Raw genomic sequence first — 21072 nt, forward strand, 5'->3', positions numbered from 1 at the left:
ACCATTAATTGTTGTTGTATACGTATAAGATGCTGCTGCAGAAATTGAAATTTGTCCGTTATTTTTATTTGGACAAGTTTCACTGGTAACTTCTATATTAAAATTATTTGGTAGTAAGGTAAAACAACCTGAGGCATTTACTAGAGTTCCTATCGGTGTTCTTGGGCAAAGGTCATTAATGTCTAAAACTTCATCTCCGTCATCATCTGTATCACACACATCCCCTATTCCGTCTTCATCGGTATCTAATTGATCTGAATTTGCAATGGTTGGACAGTTATCATTAATATCTAAAACTCCATCTCCATCATCATCCTCATCACACACATTTCCAACTCCATCTCCATCAGTATCTAATTGATCCGTATTTGCAATGGTTGGGCAATTATCATTTGTATTAAGAATTCCATCTCCATCAATATCGGCATCACCTGAATCACAAATTCCATCTCCATCAGTATCGGTACCATCATTTGTTGGATTAAAATCTGCTAACGGTCCAAATCCATCATTCCCAATTGAGCAATCATCACAACCATCATTATCAGAATCTCCACAAATATTAGGGTTTGCATCATTTGGATCTGAAGCATCTAAAACACCATCATTATCATCATCAGGGTCACAGTCGTCACCAATTCCATCACCATCTGTATCAACAAATCCTTCATCTGAAACGCCATTACAATTATTATCAACTCCATCACATAATTCTGGTGCGCCTGGATAAATTGATGGATCGTTGTCATCACAATCACCTGCACAGGAAGTAAACCCGTCGCCATCCAAATCAAATCCTTCATCTATAGAACCATTACAATTATTATCAATTCCATCACACAATTCAGGAGCTCCCGGATAAATTGATGGATCATTGTCATCACAATCACCTGCACAGGAAGTAAATCCATCGCCGTCCAAATCAAATCCTTCATCTATAACACTATCACAATTATTATCAATTCCATCACATAATTCTGGTGCGCCTGGATAAATTGATGAATCGTTGTCATCACAATCACCTGCGCATGAAGTAAACCCGTCGCCATCCAGATCAAAATCTTCATCTATAGAACCATTACAATTATTATCAATTCCATCACACAATTCAGGTGCTCCTGGATAGATTGTTGCATCATTATCATTGCAATCACCTGCAATAACTGTAAATCCATCACCATCTCTATCATCATCACAAGCATCACCAATTCCATCACCATCCATATCAGCTTGGTTTGGATTTATTGTAGTTGAGCAATTATCACAAACATCACCAATTCCATCACCATCTGCATCTGCTTGATCTGCGTTTGCCGTAGCTGGGCAATTGTCAATATTATCAAGAATGCCATCGCCATCACTATCTGTGTTTAATTCTGCTGTAATTTCAAAACTATCAACTGTCCAACGTGTTGGAACACCATTTGAATAGTATTTAAACGCAAAATAAACAGTTCCTGTAATAGTACTAATATCTTTATCTGTAAAAGTAAAAACTTCTAAAGTACTACTAGTATTAGATTTTATTGGAATAGTGATATTAGGTACTGGAGACCAAGTAAAATCACTTGGATTACTAGAAACATCCCCATCATAATCTAGTGAATAAACTAATTCTAGTGGGCTACTTCCGTATTCTGCACCTGTGTAAAAACTCAATTTTTCACCTGTATCAGTATCAAAATTAATTGGGTTGGTGGTAATTAACCAATCTTTGCTTGCTACATTTTCTTGATATCCATTAATTCCATATGAACCCGAATTGTTTTCTCCAAATATACCATCATTACAAACCCAGTTTTTATCACTTGCTTCATTATAAGCAAAGAAATTAATGTTTGCACAATCCTCAAAGTACTCTTCAAATAAAATTTTTGGGCCCGTTAATGTTGTAACATTAAGAGCTAAACTTTCATTTGATACATTTCCTGCTGCATCTTGAGCCTTTATGGTAATTGCAAACGTTGTGTTTGAATCTAAATTTATAATTGATGTTGATGTTGAAGGAGCTGAAACCGATTTTAAGTACACTCCATCTACATATACCAAATAGTACGACACTGCTTCATTGTCAGTTGAGGCATCCCAACTAACATCAAAAGACTCATCAGTTATATTAGCCTCTATTAAATTAAGCGGAATTGTTGGAGCTTCAGTATCAGAAGAAGTTGCAGACCACCATAAATCTTCAGCATTTAATCCTCCCCAAATTAAAGTTGCTAAATATGGATTGTCAATAAATGGATTTCTATTTCCTTGAATTCCTTCAATAATTGGATTTCTTTGTTTTTCAAAATCAGAAACTTTATCTTCATAATTCCATCTTAAAAACAAATCAATCATATTATTATCAATAACTAAAGGGTCTCCAAAACCAACATTTATTGGCAAACAATTTGTTTCAGAAATTTGAGTTCCTGTTCCATGATAACGTAAATACATATACATTACAATACGTGCCACATCTCCTTTCCATTCATCACCTGGATACCAACCTCCATTAGATGTAACAATCCCAGAATTCCCACTTCCATCTGTAAATTTCCTTGAACTTCTTTCAGAATTCCAATCTCTATCTGCAGGTCTTAAATTGTGTACATCAGTTCCTGGGCCAGGAGATCCTTCATCTAAATTGGGGTTTGCTAAAAATTTTGCAAACACATGCTCTCTGTTCCAAACGCCTGTTCCACCTCCTGCATCCTGTAAGTTTTTATCTCTAGTTCTATCTGTTAAAAAATTACCATCATCATCATCAAATCCATAAATTAAAAGCACATTTGCACTTATATCTGGATCTTCATCCACTTCCTTTAAAACATCCCACGTATCTGTTGAGGAAGATGTATAAGGTATTGGAGTGTTATTAGATTTTATTCTTGTCGCTAATTCTAAAAATAAATCGTTTTCTGTTAAATTCCAATCAATTCCATTGTAATATGGAGGAATACTTTGTCCATAAAAATAAATTGTAAATAAAAATAGAAACGTAAAATTGAGTAGTTTTTTCACAAATTTGTTCATTTTAATTAAATAAGGTAACTACAAATTTATTATTTTTTTATTTAATGAAACAATATTATGTTACCTATTAATACACACAAAATAAACTTAAGATAAAAAATTGAAGAGTAGTATAAAATAATAGAGTTTTAGCATAAAAGAAGCTATGCTTACTCTAATTTGTTAGCTATTTTAAAAAGTTGTTACTTCACTAATAAGAGAGGGGAAAAAGGCTTAAAAACTAAGGGGACTGGACTTCAATGCTACCCACAGAATAATGTTCCTTCATTATAAAATATCTTTTACTATTTCAATAGCAGTAGTACAAATACTTTTATGAAATCTTTCAATACTAAAATTAAAGCTTAAAAATACAATTTAGAAATATTAAAAATATAGATTTATTTTCATTTAGGTTAGAAAATATTTTTGAATAATCCTAGAATTCAACAACTTTAGTCTTAATGCCTTAAAGCGCATATATCATTAATTTAAGTACTAGAAATAGACAAATTGTATTTTGTATAGAAAACCATAACGTGTTTTATATAAAATACTTAACTACATATTTCTTATCACTACTCTCTTTGAGATATTTCCTATTTCTGTGGTTGCTTGTATAATATATATTCCTTCTTTTACATTTAAGGGTAAATTTACTCTTTCTAAGTTTAAATTTTTGTCCCAAATTTGAGCTACTTGCCCAAGTCTATTATATAAAACAAGGTTATTAATTTTTACTAACTTTTGATTTTTAATATTTAATGTGTTACTACCATTTACAACATACATTAAAAATTGATGGTTTGTTGATGCATTATTTGAGTTGTTGCTTTCTATTTCAATATCAATTGCAGAATCATCACTTGAATCATCACCACCATCTGTATCTATTTCAACAATAATAGGATCCCCATTTCCTCCATCATCACCATCTGTATCTATTTCAACAACTATAGGATCCCCATTTAAAATAGTTTCAGTACTTACAAATGTAATAACGTATCTATTAAGATATTCACCTGCAGGTAATGTTATTTGATAATCAGTTTCTTGAATATCATACATTATATTTAATTCATTGTCTTTTAAACATACTTTAATTCCTTCAACTGGGTTTTCAATCGCATCAACTCCAATAGTTATTGCTCCTCCTTCAACGGTACTAATTCCTAATGGTATTTCTTTACCAATGAAAATGCTACCTGTTGCTTGAATTACATATTTTTCGCTATTAATTACCCAATACATATCATCATTTAAAAGTTGATATAATTGTGCATCGTAACCCCAATCAACACCATCAGTAGTGTTTTCATCAATAGTTAATAATATTTGACGATGATCTATTTGGGGCGCATTAAACCCAATTCTAAATTTTGGCCTTAAATCACCTGTAGCTAAAGTTTTTAGAGAGGGTAAAGTTTCATTATTACCCAAGTGGGTAATTTTTGAATATTTTATGAAGTTTAAATCCAAATTAGTATTTAAAGAATAGGTTGTTGCTGAAAAACAACAAAATAACACGAGTAAAGTAAGTGATTTTTTCATAACATTAAAGTTGTAAGATGTTAGTTTGAAAAAAAATATTTTTGTTTAAGACTTAATTATCTTTTTATTTACTATGTAAAGTTATGCATATAAATTGGTAAAACAACTAAAAAAACAGTTTATTTACCATTTGTTTATAAAAACTTACCATTTGTTGTTAAAACGTGCCGTTTATTCAATGTAATTGAATTATAAAATTTAATAAGAAAACCATTTGTTTATAAAAACACCCCATTTGTTTTAAATAAACGACGTAAATTATTCTAATTTTTAATAAATTTGAGGTGTTTTTTTAATTTTTTTTAAACTTAAAATTAGATTTTTAAGTAGTATTTTTATAATTAACCTAAGTTTGGTTAATTATAAAAATCGTTTTTACAAAAATAATTACAAACTTTAAAAGTTAGCAATTTTTTTGTAATCCCTTTATTAACTGTAAAAAAAGAGATTCAAATTTTTAATGATATTTTTCTGCATACTATAACGGTGAAGCTCAATAAACTAAGAAATCGATACTTTTTTTAAGGTTTAAGTGTTAACTTTTTATAAATTTTCAGATGCATTATTCAATTATTATTTTTTTTGAAATTGTACCATTTAAAGTTGTAATTTGAAGAAAATAAACCCCCTGTGCATGTGAAATTGGGATTGAAAATTCCTTCTCTTTAAAATTACGATTCCAATTTTCAATTACTTGTCCCAAATAATTAAACAAGGTTATGTTAATTATTTCAGTATCAATAGTATTATTTACTTGTAATTTAGAAGCTTGATTATCCATATGAGTATAAATCCCTTTATCTTCAATAGTTAATTCTTTCAATCGTTTTTTACCTGGAGTAAATGTTAATGCAAATCTATCTAAATACTCTCCGTTTTTTAAAATAATTTCAAAAGCCTTTTTATTTATGTCATAAGTTTTGCCTGTTAAGTAATCTTTAATAAAAATTGACTTACTCTTATTGAAATTTTCTAATGTATCAACTTTAATTCTAACCAATCCGTCAGATTGTATTTTTAACCCTATTGGAAATTCTTGATGTTTTTTAAAATTGGATACAGCCTGAATCACAAATTTTGCTTCATCAACAATCCAAAACATATCTTCACTTCCAATATCTGAAATTGGAGCGTCATATCCAATATCAAAACCATTTGAAGCATTATTATCTAAGCCAATTAATAAATGACGATGATAACCAGCTGGTGAATCAAAGATTAATCTAATTTTCTCTCTAGAATCGATTGAAATTGCTTCCGCCTTAATTATTTTTTTTATTGTTGGTTTAAAAAATACGGAACCATTTCCTAAATTTGAAACTTCTCTTTGGAATACTCGCTGACTATTTTTAAAAATAATATCTCCACCATCAACCGTTGTTGTAGTGCCAGATAAACTTGAAGGCAAATAGGCATTTACAAAAAATCCTTGATTTACTGGAATATACCTCTCTGGCACCTTTCCGCCTGTACTTAGGTTATTATTAATACGGCTATCATTTGATATTGCTTCTGTACCTCCCATTAATGTATAGGTTGCGTAACCCCCAACATATTCTTTTAAAATGTGTGAGTTTTCTTCGCCGAAATGATGCCAAAAATACAACGCTCCATTAAATACATTTACACCATTTCTACCAACCTTACTGTTGATAGTCTCTTTTATATTATCCTTAATAAACTCATCTGCATCAATTGCTGAAGCATAAGGATTCCCAATAAGTCGGTCATTCCCAGCAATAATTGGCAAGGTTATAGTCCCATTATTTGGTTTTCCCTTAAATACATAATTTTGATTTGTTGCTAAAGCTACTGCACCAGAAGACCCTTTCATTGTATATCCTTCTCCTGGTATTAAAGGTGTGTTTTGATTGATAGCATTCCAGGGGTTATGACTATCACTTATTCCATTGTATGTATATAACCAAAAAGAACTAATTGATATTGGTATTGACGGTCCAGAATCTGCTGCTGCATAGGAAGCGTTAAAAGTTATACCTTGTGGTATTGCCGAAACGGTACCATCTAACAAAGTTCCTGAAAGAATACTATTGCTATTTATACTAGCTATTCCAGTTCCTCTAGCATTAGCATTACCACTAATAGGCCCAACTGAAGACGACCAATAATTATAATTAAAACTATTAGCAGTTCCTTGCTGGTCTTTTTCTATATAACCACCACTGTCTTGGTCTAAAATGCAACCTTCAGTTTGTACTAATTGTGATTCCCCTACTAAATCTATAACGCCATCTAATTCTAAATAATGGGTTATTATTAAACTTTGTCCATCATTATTTTCTACTGGTGAAGTAACAACAGGATCTGCAATAGTTAATTTTCCTAATGTAGAAATTAACCCTAAAACAGTTATGTCTTTATCTCCTGAGGTAATATTATGAGCTGTTTGCACAATATTCCAATTAATCGGTGTTACTCCATCTACAATAGATACACCATTAGGTAAATCTTGAATAGTGTTATTCAGCCAGGTTGCTGGAGTACCCCATACACCGTCAGCATTTGAGACATATGGCAATGGTGCTGTTTGCCAATCTACCGTATCTAAATTTCTCAATGCACCTTGATGACCGTTACCAGACATATCATTTGTATTCGTATAGGTGTAAACAGACAAAGGGTAATACCCAGCTAAGTTAGACCAAGGAATTGTGCTTATTTCATTTTTTTGAATAGCAATTGGAATTACATTACCTCTTATTAATGGTAAAGGTGTTAATCCTGTTGTAATACTTTTATCTACAAGTTCTTGATTCATGATATAGTGCAACTGATCTTCTGAAAGTGCTACATCCCAAACTCTCACTTCATCAATATTTCCTTCAAAAAACGCTGTTGGTGTATTTTTTCCTGCTGCGGCAATATAAAAAGATTGTGTTGTTGCTACTGGGTTTGTTAATGAAGATACTGTTCCGTCTGCTATACCATCAATATATAAAGTAGCAGTTCCTCCATTATAAATAACAGCAACATGGTGCCATTTATTTTGAGGAATAACTGTAGAAGAAGTTACTATTTGTGTTCCTCCATTCCATACCATTTGTAAAAGACCCGTGTTAGTTATTTTAAAATCGTATCCTTCGGTATAAGTTGCATCTCGTTTGGAAAGAATTGAAGTATTGGCTGAATTAGCACCTCTCTTTATCCAAGCTGACACTGTAAATTCTGATGCGTTTAAATCTAGGGCATCTTCCATATCTATATAATCTACAACACCATCAAAATAAATGGAACGCTCTACTATTGTTTCTGGTGCATAACCGAATGTGATGTATTTTGTAGCATCAAAATCATATTCTGCTTCTAAGTTAGTCCCATCATCTGTCATTACCCTATAATCTGCTGTTGGATCAAAAACACCTGTACTAGATATAAACATTAAATAACTTCCCGGAGGAGTAATATTTCGTACTGCATTTTTTGGTATTGAAACTTTTACCATTGGTATATCACCTCCATGTTCTACCACTTTCCATACTCTTTCCATACCTGTAAAAGATACAGGTGTAGATAAACCCGCAATTCCATCACTCATATCAACATTTACTACATTGGGCGCATTGTCTAAATTTCCATTATTGTTCCCCCATGTTAAATACTCTTTATTATTAAATGTAGTAGCATTGGCAGTAACATTTTCACTATTAGTAGCATAAATATTGGATAATCCCATAGTTACTAAACCTCTTATTTGACCTGTACCATCAAAATCAGAATTTACACTTTTAGATTGTTTTTGGTTTAAGGCAGAGTCATCATCTCTACCAATACCTGTTATATCATAATTATAACCAGCATTTGCAGATTGATCCCAAATAACATTACCTGCAGAATCTACATAATCTTGACTTGTGCCATTAATACCTAAAGTAATACCGTATTTTATAGCTAAATAACTTTCAATTCTGTTACGTTCTGTCACATCATTTTTACGAGTAGAATAGGTAATAACCTCCGCAATTCTTCCATCAAAACTCCCATTCCAATACTGACTTCTACCTAACCAATATCTTGTATTATTTACCATAGCATATTTACTAATATCATTAGTTGTATTTCCAACTTTATTTGCATTTTGATAAATAGCCATATCAGTATTGGTACTATTTTGTCTAACATTCATAATGCTTAATTGGTTATAATTATTTGACCCACTTAAATCACATCTTCCATATCCATTTCCACTACTTGTTACACCAATACAATACGTAAATAATTCACCGTTAAAACGAGCTGTATAACTTCCATACCCAAATCCAGTGACATCTTCAGAATAGGTTGAACCTATTGGGTCTGTGCTTGTAAATGCATCCATTGGAATCATGGAAGTGGTAATGGTTGGATCTGGCATTACTACCATAAAAATATCATTACTATTAAAACCACCTGTCCCTTTCAGCTCATCTCGCGTATTTATGTACGACATGTCTGCACCTGACGTATTATTGTTATTTTCAAAATCAATTACAGGATTAAAATTCATATTTTTTGCAACACTGTTTCTGTAAACTGGTTCTTGTCCACTTACAACTACCTCCGCATCATTTCCCTTTCCATTATCCACCCATTTACTCACATTACTTCCATCAGAAGCTATTGTTATTCCATCAACTTTATCTGCTCTTAACCATAAATCTAAATTATTTGTAATTCCTCCTGGGCCTATTGTTGGCGTTTTGTATGTTGTACCCGAAATGGTAACCATATCAAAATAAATTAAATCAGAATCTAAATTAGAATTACTTCTAACTCTAAATTGAGCGGTTGATGCAATAGGAAAAATAGATGTCGTTTTAAAAATAGTAGCTGTTTTTGCATAAAATGTGGAAGGATAATCACCACTTTGAAAATCTGCATTCTTATCACTAATATTTCTTGCAGCATAAGATGCAATAATATTCCATGATGCAGCACTGTTGTCTCTATACTCAATGTAAAAAATTTCATCGGCATCATAACCTCCAGTAGAAAAGAAAAACTTAAAATCTACTTTATCATAAGCTGAAAGAGCAAAGGAAGGGCTTGTCCAATTAGAAGTACTCGTATCATCTCTTACAGTTAAACTCCAACTGCCTGAATATGCAGTAATGTTTGTATCAGATGCATCTGTACCTCCATCTGTCCAGCCATCATTACCTACAGTTTCAAAGTCTGCTTGGTGAATAATTGTAGTTTGTGAAAAAATACTAGTACAAAACAAAAAAAACAGAACTAATAAAGTAATTATTGTTTTCATATATATAAGGGGTTATTTGATATTTGAAAAAATTAAATAAAACTTTTTTAAGGGGTTCTATTTTTTCTATTTAATTATAATTCACTATCTATTATAAGTTCATTTTTTAAAACTCATAAAATAGTTTAAGGGCATATTTTCATGAGATTGGGGTTTTTAAGACCACTAATTTAGTAAAAAAACATGAAACCTCCTAAGGTAAAGCAATAATATTTTAAATGAACGGTTGTTGTATTTATGTAAATGGTTGTTTAAAACGTGTAAATGGTACAAATATTATAAACTTAATGTGATATTTAAAAAGTAACAAAATAAAAATAGAGTTCAAAATTAATTTAATATTTGTTATTCATGAAGTTATATTTCCAACAAAAAAGATAGTGATAAATTACGTCCTGGTGAGCTAATTGCAGATGCAAATTCTTTGTAATGAACATCAAAAATATTATCAATATTCATAAATACTTTAATACTGTTATTAATTTTATAGTTAGAATTAAAGTTAAAGGTATTCCAACTTGGGTTTCCGTAATAACTGTCTGTTAAGCTGTTATAGGGAGTTTGTTCTTCATTATCTATTCCTTCAACTAAGTTATAATCATTTATACTTTTTTTAGCATTGAATTTCCAATTTAAACCAGCTTGTAAATTTTTGTAGTTGTAACTGATTTCTATATCTCCAAATAAAGGAGGAATAGATGATAATGGTAAATTTGTATCATAAGCTTTCCCTTTTGTGTATGTTAATGAAGCTTTAGTACTCCAATTAACGTTTATATTCCCTTTAAAGCTAAAAGTACTTCCAATAATATAGGCATTATTTTTATTGACATTTGCCATTACATTACCTTCTTCACCATTGTATATTATTGTAGACGAGTTATTTATTTCAAAATAATCACGTGTTATATAATTGTCTAGAAGTGTGTAATATAAATTTAAACCAACATGAGATTTTCGGTTATTAAAATATTTTAAAACACTTGTTTCAAAACTATAAGCATATTCTGGTTTTAGGTAGATATTTGGCACTGTAACATCTCCATTTTTCTCTCTAACTTTACCAACATCATCAATATTTGGTGATCTAAATCCCGATGCTATTATACTATTTAATTGCAAGTTTATAGTTGGTTTATATACATAACCAATGGTTGCTGTAATTGCTGAATTATTTAATGAAATATCAGCATCTGGTAAGGTTATAAATGTGTTATCATTCCATTTTGCAGTTAATAATGTATTGGTAAGACGAATTCCTGTATTTAATGTTGATTTTGCACTAATATCTTGTCTGTAATTCACATAAGAAGCTACACTCGTATAGGTGCTTCCGCCATCTGGATAACGTGATTGCTCAATAAATTTTTCACCTAAACCAACAATTGTATTCTCATTTACTTCTAAAGTTCTTCCAAATGCTTCTGAATCTACTTCATTATGAGTTACTTCAAAACCATATGACAAAATTCTATCTTTAGAATTTGTTAGTGGAACAAAGAAATCTCCATTTAAACTAAAAACATCTAAATTTTCATAACTATAATAACGATTTAAACTTGAAAATTTTCTATCAATTCTAGATTCTTTAATGTTCTGATAAGCAGCTGTTAAAGTTCCGTTTTGAAGCCATTTTTTATTCGGTTCAATTTTTAATTGTGAAGACAATAACAACCTGTTTTGAGGTCCATAATACCATTCTGCAAATTTCAATTTATCACCTGAGTAGGTTGCTAAATTATCAAACCTATTAATATTTGACGATGTTGAATATTGAAAATTAACCGTTAAATCGCTTTTTTCTGAAAGCGGTATTGCAATTTTCTGAAGAATATCGGTTTGATTGTAATCTGTATTTTTTTGAATATTCGAATCCAGATTAACAACCGAGTTTAAGCTATAAAATGTATTTGTATTTGTTGAATAATTAAAAACTTTTCCCCAATCAGCAAAACCATGAGTGCGGTTTTTACCCATTTTTAACTCCCCAAAATCACTGTGTGAAATACTTGTATAAGAAGCCCACTTTTTATTTCTAAGTTCAACATTTCCTTCTGTTGTAAACTCATTATTAACCGAACTATAACGTGAATAAATTGAAGTATTAATCTCACTTCTATTACTAATTTTTGGGGTTTTTGTATAATAATGAATTACGCCACCTAATGCATCCGATCCATAAATTACTGATGAAGGTCCAAAAATAACTTCTGTTCTATCAATAATATTTGGAGAAACTGTAATAGAATTTTGTAAATGTCCTGTTCTGTAAATTGCATTGTTCATTCTAACTCCGTCAACCACTAATAAGACACGATTCGCTTCCATTCCTCTTAAAACAGGGCTTCCACCACCTGATTGAGTTTTTTGAACTTTAATACCTGGCAAATTAGCTAATAAATCTGCTGAGGTTTGTGGGGCTATTCTTTTAATTTCTTCTTTTGAAATAATATCTATTTGTTCGGCTATTCTGCTTCTACTTTCTTTTCCTTTTGAAGCTGATAAAACTATTTCATCTAATTGTTCAGAATTCTTACTTAAATATACCACAAACTCAATTATACCAAGTTCTTTTTTTAAAATTTCATATTCAATATACCCTAAATGATTGAATGAAATTATATCTGAATTTAAAAACGCAGTTAAATCTGCAATTCCTTTTTTATTTGTGTAAACTATCTTATTATTTGCATCATTATAGATAGTCACATTTTCAATTGGAAAATCAGAATCTCTATCTAATACTTTTACTTGTTGAGATGTTGCAGAAACTGTGATAAAAAAAAGAAAAACAATATATAATACTCTCATAATTAGCTAAATACAGACTTTAATATTTCTAAAGATTTTGGTTTTTTAAAGCCTTCCAAATGTAATTCATAATATTGAACTAAAATAGACAATACTGCTTGTCTGTTTTCAGCATTAAAATTAACCTGATGTATTACATCAAAATTTATGCCTAAAAGCTTTTTAAATTGTACTAAATTATCTCCTGTAACCGTATTGTAATTATGGTGTTTGGTGAACCTTCCTTCTAACAAGTCAAAATACGAATTTTCTACATTTCCAGTTTCGGGATAAAACCCCAAATACTTCGTTAAATTTAATAAAAATAACAAATGAAAATTAGAAATATTATCATGCGCATCTAACCATAAAAATGAGCTTTCTAAATATTGAAACAGCGTACTGTTTTGTTCTTCTTCACGTATTGAATAATATAATATTTCAGCCAAAAATAAAGCTATAGTTTGTTTTTTTATGTCAGTATATATTGCATTGTAAAAATTTGAAACTTCTAAATCTCTAATCGAGTTTAAATTTCCTTTATTATTGTGATTTGCTGTTAAATTAAGCTGCATTAAAGGTTGGAAATAAGCGGATTTTATTTTTGCCTTTTTTGCCTTTAAAACACCTCTAAGCATATACGTTTTTACTCCACTTTTTTGAGTATAACACGTAGTAATTAAACTTGTATCACCGTATTTAATGGTGTTTAAAACTATAGCCTTGGTGGTTTCAATCATTATTAATTGATAATAGCAATTTTAGCTATTGTAGTCTCTAAATGGTCTTTCGTAATTAGTAACACCAAATAAATACCTGAAGCTACTTTGTTTCCTGCTAAATTTGTTTTGTTCCAAACTACTTTTCCTCCAAATATTTCTTGACCTTCTTTGGTGTTGGTTTCATAAACTAAATTTCCTGCGGTATCTAAAATTTTAACATTCGTTCCGTTTGGTAAATGCGCTCCATTTCTTCCATCAATAGTAATAAATTCGTTATTTTTTGTTGAAGGATTTGGATATGCATAAACTTCTGGCAAAGTATCACCATATAAAGACACATTGCTATTGAATGCCACAATACCTTTATCTGTAGCAAAATATACTTTTCCTGAGTTTGTATCAACCCCAATTTTTAAAATATTATTGGAAGGTAATGGTGAATTATCTTTATTAAAGTTTTTTAAAGTAGTTGTACCACTTGGATTTGTTTGTAAAACACCACCAGTTTCAGTCCCAAACCATTTATTATCAGCTCCGTCAATAGCAATAGAATTAATAGGTTGTTCTCCTAATAATTTTTTTGGAATACCATCGTCTAAAATTATAATTGGCTCAGCATCATTAATCGTTGAATTAAAAACGTTCGCTGCATTATAAAAAACAACCAACCCTTTTTTTGTACCAATCCATATTCTATTATTACTATCTGCTTTAACAGTTCTAACGTTTAAATCAGGTAATGAACCTTTCATTAATTCCGTTGTTAGTGATTTTTTATTATTTCCATTTTCATTAAAAACCAATACTCCATTTCGTCTAGAGCCAATCCAAATATTATTTGTTTTATCAATAATAAGTTCGTTTAAACCAAAAGCTGGATTTGTAATTACAGAACTCATATCAAAACTAGACCAGGTTCCGTTAGCACTGTATTTTTTTATTCTATTATCAACCCAAGCATTAGAAATCCACAAATTACCTTGAGAGTCAAAAGCTGAACCATTTATTCTTGTACTAATATAACTTGGATTTGGATAATCCAGTTTTTCTAAACCACTATTTGTATGATTCCAGTGTGTTGTTAATAAATCGTCTTCAACAATTATCATTCCTCCTCCCCAAGAACTAATATATACTTTGTTTTCATGTTTTGGGTCAAAAGTAATATTTACCAAATCAGCAACACCTATTTCAGAATACGATGTGTTTAACCAATTATCGCCATTAAAATGACTATATCCAAGTCTTTTGCCTAATGGGCCATATGCTGTACTATACCCTCCATATACAACCCATAAATTATTATCATTTACTCCAATTGAAAAAGGTAAATTAGAAATAGGACCTTCAGGATGAATTTCTTCAAAACTAGAAATATTCTCGAAATTACTTTTTAATATTCCAAATTCTTTAGTTCCTAAGTAAAGCTTATTATCTTCATAATAAGCAGTGTTTAAATCAAAATAATAAGTATCTGTTAAACTTGTTGTGTAATTAAGAATTTCAAAATTAGCAACATCATTCACATAAACACTTCTTTGTGTACTTATAATTAAATTTTTTGCTGAAGATTTTAAATTTCTTATTGCTGCCGGATAAATTTTTTGCTGTAAAAGAGTATTATTTTCAATAGTATAAAGGGTTCTATTATTTGAAACAAATACGGTGTTATTAAAAACTTCTAATGCTGAAAAATTACCAGAAAAGTGTTGTGTCCAATTGTTGAAATCTATTAAATTTCGGTTAGTAACATCTGCTGTAAAAATTCCATTTTCTGTAGCTGCATATATAATATTCTGATTAATTTTAATTTGATTTATTATAATTTCAGAAGATTGATTACCAATAAAATAGGTATCTCCAAATTGTAAATTTTCTATGTCATATACAATTATCGCAAATGATGTTGAGAGGTAAAGCTTATTATTGTATTCAGTTATATTATTAATTTGTTTATTTCCTGAGTAATTAAAATTTACAATATCTTTTGCAATTGTAATGTTATTATTACTATCAATTATTTCTAGCAATCCTGTATCGTAGCCAATAATAACTTTATCAAACGTTTTACTATAAAATAAACTAGTAGTAGTTTCCCCTGAAAGACCATTAACTGAAGATATTTTAGTTATTTCACTTGTATTAACATTAAAGGTGAAAATTGCATTATCTACTATGGCGTAAATTTCATTATCTACTTTAATAAATTTTTTTACATTGTTATAAGAATAAAAATCTTCCCAACTATTAGAATAGTCAACTTGAGAAAAAGTGATGTTTATAAAAAGGAATATAAGTATTTGAGTAAATTTTTTCATAAATCATTCAAATATATTTATTAAAAGTGAATTAAAGAAAGTAATATTTATAATTAAACTTTATTACAAAAAAAAACCTTGAACATTGTAATTCGAATTACAATGTTCAAGGAATAAATAAATCAACCCCAAAGACTTATTTAATGTTTTAATGTAAAATGTCAAAACCCCTCTTGACATAAATACATAACAAATATACATTAGAAAATAATTGCTTTTTAAACAAATAAACAAATGAAGTTAAAATATATATGAATGGTATAAAATTAAGTGTAAATCATTCAAATTTATTTATTAAAAATGAATTAAAGAAATTAATATTTATAATTAAACTTTATTACAAAAAAAAACCTTGAACATTATAATTCGAATTATAATGTTCAAGGAATAAATAAATCAACCCCAAAGACTTATTTAATGTTTTAATGTAAAATGCCAAAACCCCTCTTGACATATACTTAACAAATATACATTAGAAAATAATTTATTTTTAGAAAAATAAACAAATGTCAATAAAAAATATATGAATGGTTCGAATTTGCGTGTATTCGGAAATTATATAAGTTTTTTATAAAAGTATTTTGGTTAATTTTAATTGAATATCTTTAGAAATTCACAACCTCAACAGAATAAAAATCCCAAGAGAAAGCCTTTTTTTTATAAACTACTTTTTTAATATTGTCTTCATTATTAAATTTCACCATTTTAACAAAAATAGTCTCTGTTATATTTTGACAAATGCTACCTAAACCAATAAATTTAAGTGAATTTTCAGTATTGTTAATATCTTTAAGAATTTTAGAATCAGATGGTGTTAAGTAATCTAATAAAGACATATTTTTTATATAAAAAAATTAATAATGCTTAAATTTAATTGGTTTATATTAATCTTTTTACTAAAATATACAAATGGTAAACTTCCTTTAATAAATGGTTATTTTAATATTAATTTAAAGGAAATCTTATTGAAACTTTTGTGCCTGAAGTAGTTTCTGATGAAATATCTTCAGTTTCAATTTCAACTCCTTTATTTTGATGTAAAATTCTAATTCTATTTTCTGTGGCTTTCGCTCCAAAGAATTTTCGTTTTTGCGACAAGTGAGTTATTTTTTTTGTGTTATTAATACCTATTCCATTATCTAAAATAACACACAAAACATCTCCATTATCACTCTTAATAGTAAGGTTAATTGTTTTTTCACCTTCCTTTTTCATAATTCCGTGCCAAATTGCATTTTCAATAAAAGGCTGTAAAAATAAAGGAGGAACTTTTATGGTTTCTAAATTTAGATTTTTATCAATATTCACCTTGTAATTGAAGCCTCCATTTACCCTCATTTGTTCTAGCTTAACATATAAGGCTAAAATAATAAGCTCTTCAGAAAGGCTTGATGTAGTACTTGACGAACTATTTAAAATTACTCGAATAAGCTTTGAAAATTTTGTAATATAATCTGAAGCTTTTTCAATTTCATTTTTTAACACAAAGTTATTAATAGAATTTAAAGAGTTAAATAAAAAATGAGGGTTCATCTGACTTTGTAGTGCCGTCATTTTAAGCTCTTCCATTTCTTTTAACTTCACAGCAAGTCTAACTTCTGCATTTTTACTTTTTTGTTCAATTTTTTTAATAATAAATCCAATTATTATAGAAAATATAATACTTTGAAGAATTGCACCCAAATAAACAAAAAACATAGGTTGAATACCTAAATTTGTAAAAATTTCAGGACCCGTAAAAATTTCTATAAAACTAATATTTGCTAATACTATATAAATTAATGATCCTGCAACAAAATAGTAGGATAAGTTGTCTTTTATTTTAGAAACCACTACATAATAAGAAGCTAACGTGAAGATTGTTAGAATTGGTGCAATTATAGTAAATGCCTCCATTTGATAATTTCCTCCTAAAAGAAACTGAATTAAAACAAAAACAATTGCTAAAATGAGTAATATGGTTACTTCAATTTCAAAATATTTATCCCACTTAATTAAGTGAGTTCTTGTATCTAATAAATCTCTTGCAAAAGAAACATAAGCGGCATATGCTAAAAATTGTAATGAAAAACTAAAATATTTATAAAAACCTATAAAATCTTCAGAAACAACGTGTTGAAGTAAATATAATGTTATAGCTAATAAATACAAACTATAATATAAATATAATTTGCTTTTATTCTGAAAAAAAATCAAAAAATGATATATGAATAACACGAAAAGGCCTCCTCGTATCCATGAAAATATTTCAGAATGAAAATCTAAAAGCATTCTTTAATCTAGATATATCTTTTTAAATAATTCGGCTTTTCTATTTCTACTAATACTAGCGGTTAAACCATTTGTCATAATAAGTTCTCCTCCCAATCCTTTTAAATACTCTTTAATGTGATTTAAATTGATTAAGTATGAGTTATGAACTCTAAAAAATTCAGGGAACTGAAATTTTTTCTCAACTTCTTTCAATGTTTTTGAAACTACTATTTGCTGCTCTGATTTTAAGAAAATTGTAGTATAACTTTTATCAGACTTTAACATTACAACGTCTTCTTTATCTAATAAATAGACCTTTCCGTCAGCGGAAATATTAATTTTATCACTACCGTTTTCACTTAAATTGTTTAATAGTAATTTTAATTTATTTTCCAATAAATCACCTTTCTTAGATTTTTTAATTTTCTCCATTGAAGCTAACAGTTCGTCTTTATCAACAGGTTTTAATAAATAATCTATGGCAGATACTTTAATGGCTTTTAAGGCAAATTCATCGTGTGCAGTTGTAAAAATCAGATTGAAATCTCTATATTCTAGCCTTTCAATCATAGTAAAACCATCCATCTCAGGCATTTGAATATCCAAAAACACAACATCTGGTTTTAATTCATTAATTATATTAATAGCCTTTACAGGAGAGTTGCAAGTGGTAACTTGTACATTATCAATGTAATTATTTAATTTCCATTCAAGTGCTTCTAAGGCATCATTTTCGTCATCAACTAGTAAAATTTGTAGCATATTAATGGGCGGACGTTAAGTTAATTTTCATTAATTTTTTATGCAAGATACAAAATTTGAATATATGTTCAAAAAAGTTAGTCTTTAATTTCAATTTCTCTATAAATCTCATTTCCAAGTTCGTCAATTGCCGTGATTTTATATGTTCCTTTTTTAGGTAACGTTTCTATTTCATGAATGTTTGAAGTAGTACCAATAAAAGTATTATTTAAGTACCAAAATACTTTTACGTTTGAATTAGAATGAACTAATTTTAATATCAGACTATTATTTTTTTCATTAAAATCCTTTGTTAAATAGATTGTCGTATTTTCTTTAGGAAAAATAAATTCCATCGCTTGTTTGTCTTCACTTAAACAATTTTTCTTAAAATTAGGTAATTTTTTATAAAACGGATGATCTTTTTGATAATAAAACTCTTGTAGAGGTGGTATTACAAACCAACTTTTATGAACCATATTTTGTAATGTTTCACACGATGAGTTTACCTGAAATTGCTCATTTTTATCTAAATGAACCCAAATATGATACGGGCAAGGTTTTGTTTTTAACCCTGCTTGTTGTACAAAAACGGTGTCTTTTACTTCGCAAAAATCACTTGCTCTATAACCACTTTTACTACAAATTGGAATTTCAACTAGTTCATCATATGGCATTTCAAACCAATTACTTTTGGGTAATATCCCAAACACATTAAATAATATAGGTGCCGCCACTGAAATCCCAACCAAACCGGGCCTTCCTTCACCATCTGCATTTCCAACCCAAACTCCAACAACATAATCTTTTGTTGTTCCAATAGCCCACGCATCTCTAAATCCAAAACTTGTACCTGTTTTCCAAGCAATTTTATTTGATGAGTCAAAAAAATTCCAATTTTCTTCTCCTTCTGGTCTGTTTACTTTGTTTAATGCTTCAAAAGTTAAATAGGATGATCCTGCATCAAAAATGGTTTTTTCAGTTGAAATTTTACCAAAATCAGGTTTGAAATTTGTTAAAAATGAAGGTTCTAAAAACTCATTTTTGTAGTATTTTCCTTGAGTATCATCATAATGATTTACTGTCGAAGCCATGGAAGCGTAGCTTTTACATAAATCCCACAAATTACTTTCTGCTCCTCCTAAAATTAAGGATAAACCATAATGATTCGCATTGTATTTTACATCTTTTAATTTTAACTCTTTTAAATAATGATGAAATCTATCTAAACCAAAACTCTGCAACATCCTAACTGCTGGTACATTTAAGGATTTTGACAAAGCTGTACTTGCAAATACAGCTCCATCATATTTTTTGTTGAAATTTTGAGGATTATAACTTCCTATTTGAGTTGGAATATCTGCAACTAATGTATTTGGTAAAATATCACCTGAATCTAGCATTGCAGCATATAAAAATGGTTTTAAAATACTACCTGTGCTTCTGGGTTTGGTAACAATATCAACATCTTTGTGATGCTTGTTAGTAGTTGGAGAATTACCTATATAAGCCAATACTTTTCTGGTTTTTACATCTAAAACCAGCACTGCTATATTGTTAATTTGATTTTTACTTAACTCGTTATAATGGTTTTTTACAATTGAATTGATGCGCTGCTGTAATCCAATTTTTACAGAAGTTTTAATCCTTTCTCCTTTTTTCGTTTTAGCAATATTTTGTAATAAATGGGGTGCTATTTGTGGAATTTTATAGGGCTTTTGAGGTAATTCTTCTTCAATTGCTAATTGGTAGGTTAGTGTATCAATAATTTTTTCTTCGAAAAGTTTTTTAAGTAATTTATTACGTTTTACAGTTAACTTTTGTTGATTCTTTCCTGGATAAATTAAACTTGGCTCATTAGGTAAAACAGCTAATGTTGCACTTTCAGCCCAAGAAAGTTCATTTGGGAAACGACCAAAATAACGCCAAGATGCAACATCTAACCCAACAACATTTCCTCCAAAAGGAGCATTTGAAGCATACAATGCAATAATTTTATCTTTTGAATATCTTAACTCTAATCGTGTTGCTAATAGTATTTCTTTTATTTTTTCAAAATAGGTTCTTTTTTGATTTTTTCGAGATAAGCGAATTACTTGTTGGGTAATCGTACTTCCTCCTCTTTTTACTCTATTGGATTTAAAATTACCATATAATGCTTTTACAATTGAAACCGGATTAAAACCCGGATGTTTATAAAAATAAGCATCTTCAAATTGTACAATACATGCTATAAATTTTTGTGGAATGCTATCATTTTGAGGAAACCTCCATTGACCATCATCAGCAATTTTAGCACCTAACAATTCACCTTCAACACTTTCTATCACTGTAGAAGTTGGATTGTTGAATAATTGTTTTGGTAATGCAAAATAATAAGCCGTTAAAAATATAACGGCTATTATTAATTTGTATTTATGTTTTTTTATAAAGTTCATTA

10 protein-coding genes are annotated in these 21072 nt (G+C 29.3%); all 10 read right to left on the reverse strand.

Annotation, left to right across the window (positions count from 1 at the left end; all coding sequences use genetic code 11):
• On the reverse strand, positions 1 to 3009 hold a 3009-nt coding region (locus ABY863_RS06640; protein ID WP_372793477.1), incomplete at its 3' end, for a MopE-related protein.
• Positions 3010 to 3561: 552 nt separating this feature from the next.
• Complete coding sequence (locus tag ABY863_RS06645) at positions 3562 to 4551, reverse strand: T9SS type A sorting domain-containing protein (RefSeq protein WP_372793478.1); 990 nt, start codon at positions 4549 to 4551, stop codon at positions 3562 to 3564.
• 562 nt (positions 4552 to 5113) lie between these two features.
• Positions 5114 to 9808 carry a LamG-like jellyroll fold domain-containing protein gene (locus tag ABY863_RS06650; protein ID WP_372793479.1) on the reverse strand — a complete coding sequence of 1565 codons (4695 nt, stop codon included), beginning with the start codon at positions 9806 to 9808 and terminating at the stop codon, positions 5114 to 5116.
• A gap of 357 nt (positions 9809 to 10165) precedes the next feature.
• Positions 10166 to 12619: a TonB-dependent receptor plug domain-containing protein gene (locus ABY863_RS06655; protein ID WP_372793480.1), complete on the reverse strand. Its 2454-nt coding sequence runs from the start codon at positions 12617 to 12619 to the stop codon at positions 10166 to 10168.
• Positions 12620 to 12621: 2 nt separating this feature from the next.
• Positions 12622 to 13338 carry a DNA repair protein RecO gene (gene recO, locus ABY863_RS06660; RefSeq protein WP_372793481.1) on the reverse strand — a complete coding sequence of 239 codons (717 nt, stop codon included), beginning with the start codon at positions 13336 to 13338 and terminating at the stop codon, positions 12622 to 12624.
• A gap of 2 nt (positions 13339 to 13340) precedes the next feature.
• Complete coding sequence (locus tag ABY863_RS06665; protein WP_372793482.1) at positions 13341 to 15638, reverse strand: two-component regulator propeller domain-containing protein; 2298 nt, start codon at positions 15636 to 15638, stop codon at positions 13341 to 13343.
• Between the two features lie 605 nt (positions 15639 to 16243).
• A complete protein-coding gene (locus ABY863_RS06670; protein ID WP_372793483.1) occupies positions 16244 to 16474 on the reverse strand; it encodes a hypothetical protein in 231 nt (76 codons plus the stop codon).
• 109 nt (positions 16475 to 16583) lie between these two features.
• Entirely contained in the window at positions 16584 to 17909 is a 1326-nt protein-coding gene (locus ABY863_RS06675) for a sensor histidine kinase (protein WP_372793484.1), read from the reverse strand.
• Positions 17910 to 17912: 3 nt separating this feature from the next.
• Positions 17913 to 18653 (reverse strand): LytR/AlgR family response regulator transcription factor, encoded by a 741-nt coding sequence (locus ABY863_RS06680; protein ID WP_372793485.1) that lies wholly within the window; start codon positions 18651 to 18653, stop codon positions 17913 to 17915.
• 77 nt (positions 18654 to 18730) lie between these two features.
• The gene (pbpC, locus tag ABY863_RS06685) at positions 18731 to 21070 is read right to left on the reverse strand and encodes a penicillin-binding protein 1C (protein ID WP_372793486.1); all 2340 of its coding nucleotides are present in this window, start codon (positions 21068 to 21070) and stop codon (positions 18731 to 18733) included.
• Between the last annotated feature and the right edge of the window lie 2 nt (positions 21071 to 21072).

The sequence above is a fragment of the Lutibacter sp. genome (assembly GCF_041562875.1).
Taxonomy (GTDB): Bacteria; Bacteroidota; Bacteroidia; order Flavobacteriales; family Flavobacteriaceae; genus Lutibacter.

Bases quoted from the DNA above. Each gene is read 5' to 3' on its own strand.
- ABY863_RS06645 (WP_372793478.1), bottom strand. From the start codon at position 4,551: ATGAAAAAATCACTTACTTTACTCGTGTTATTTTGTTGTTTTTCAGCA.
- ABY863_RS06650 (WP_372793479.1), bottom strand. From the start codon at position 9,808: ATGAAAACAATAATTACTTTATTAGTTCTGTTTTTTTTGTTTTGTACT.
- ABY863_RS06655 (WP_372793480.1), bottom strand. From the start codon at position 12,619: ATGAGAGTATTATATATTGTTTTTCTTTTTTTTATCACAGTTTCTGCA.
- recO (WP_372793481.1), bottom strand. From the start codon at position 13,338: ATGATTGAAACCACCAAGGCTATAGTTTTAAACACCATTAAATACGGT.
- ABY863_RS06665 (WP_372793482.1), bottom strand. From the start codon at position 15,638: ATGAAAAAATTTACTCAAATACTTATATTCCTTTTTATAAACATCACT.
- ABY863_RS06670 (WP_372793483.1), bottom strand. From the start codon at position 16,474: ATGTCTTTATTAGATTACTTAACACCATCTGATTCTAAAATTCTTAAA.
- ABY863_RS06675 (WP_372793484.1), bottom strand. From the start codon at position 17,909: ATGCTTTTAGATTTTCATTCTGAAATATTTTCATGGATACGAGGAGGC.
- ABY863_RS06680 (WP_372793485.1), bottom strand. From the start codon at position 18,653: ATGCTACAAATTTTACTAGTTGATGACGAAAATGATGCCTTAGAAGCA.
- pbpC (WP_372793486.1), bottom strand. From the start codon at position 21,070: ATGAACTTTATAAAAAAACATAAATACAAATTAATAATAGCCGTTATA.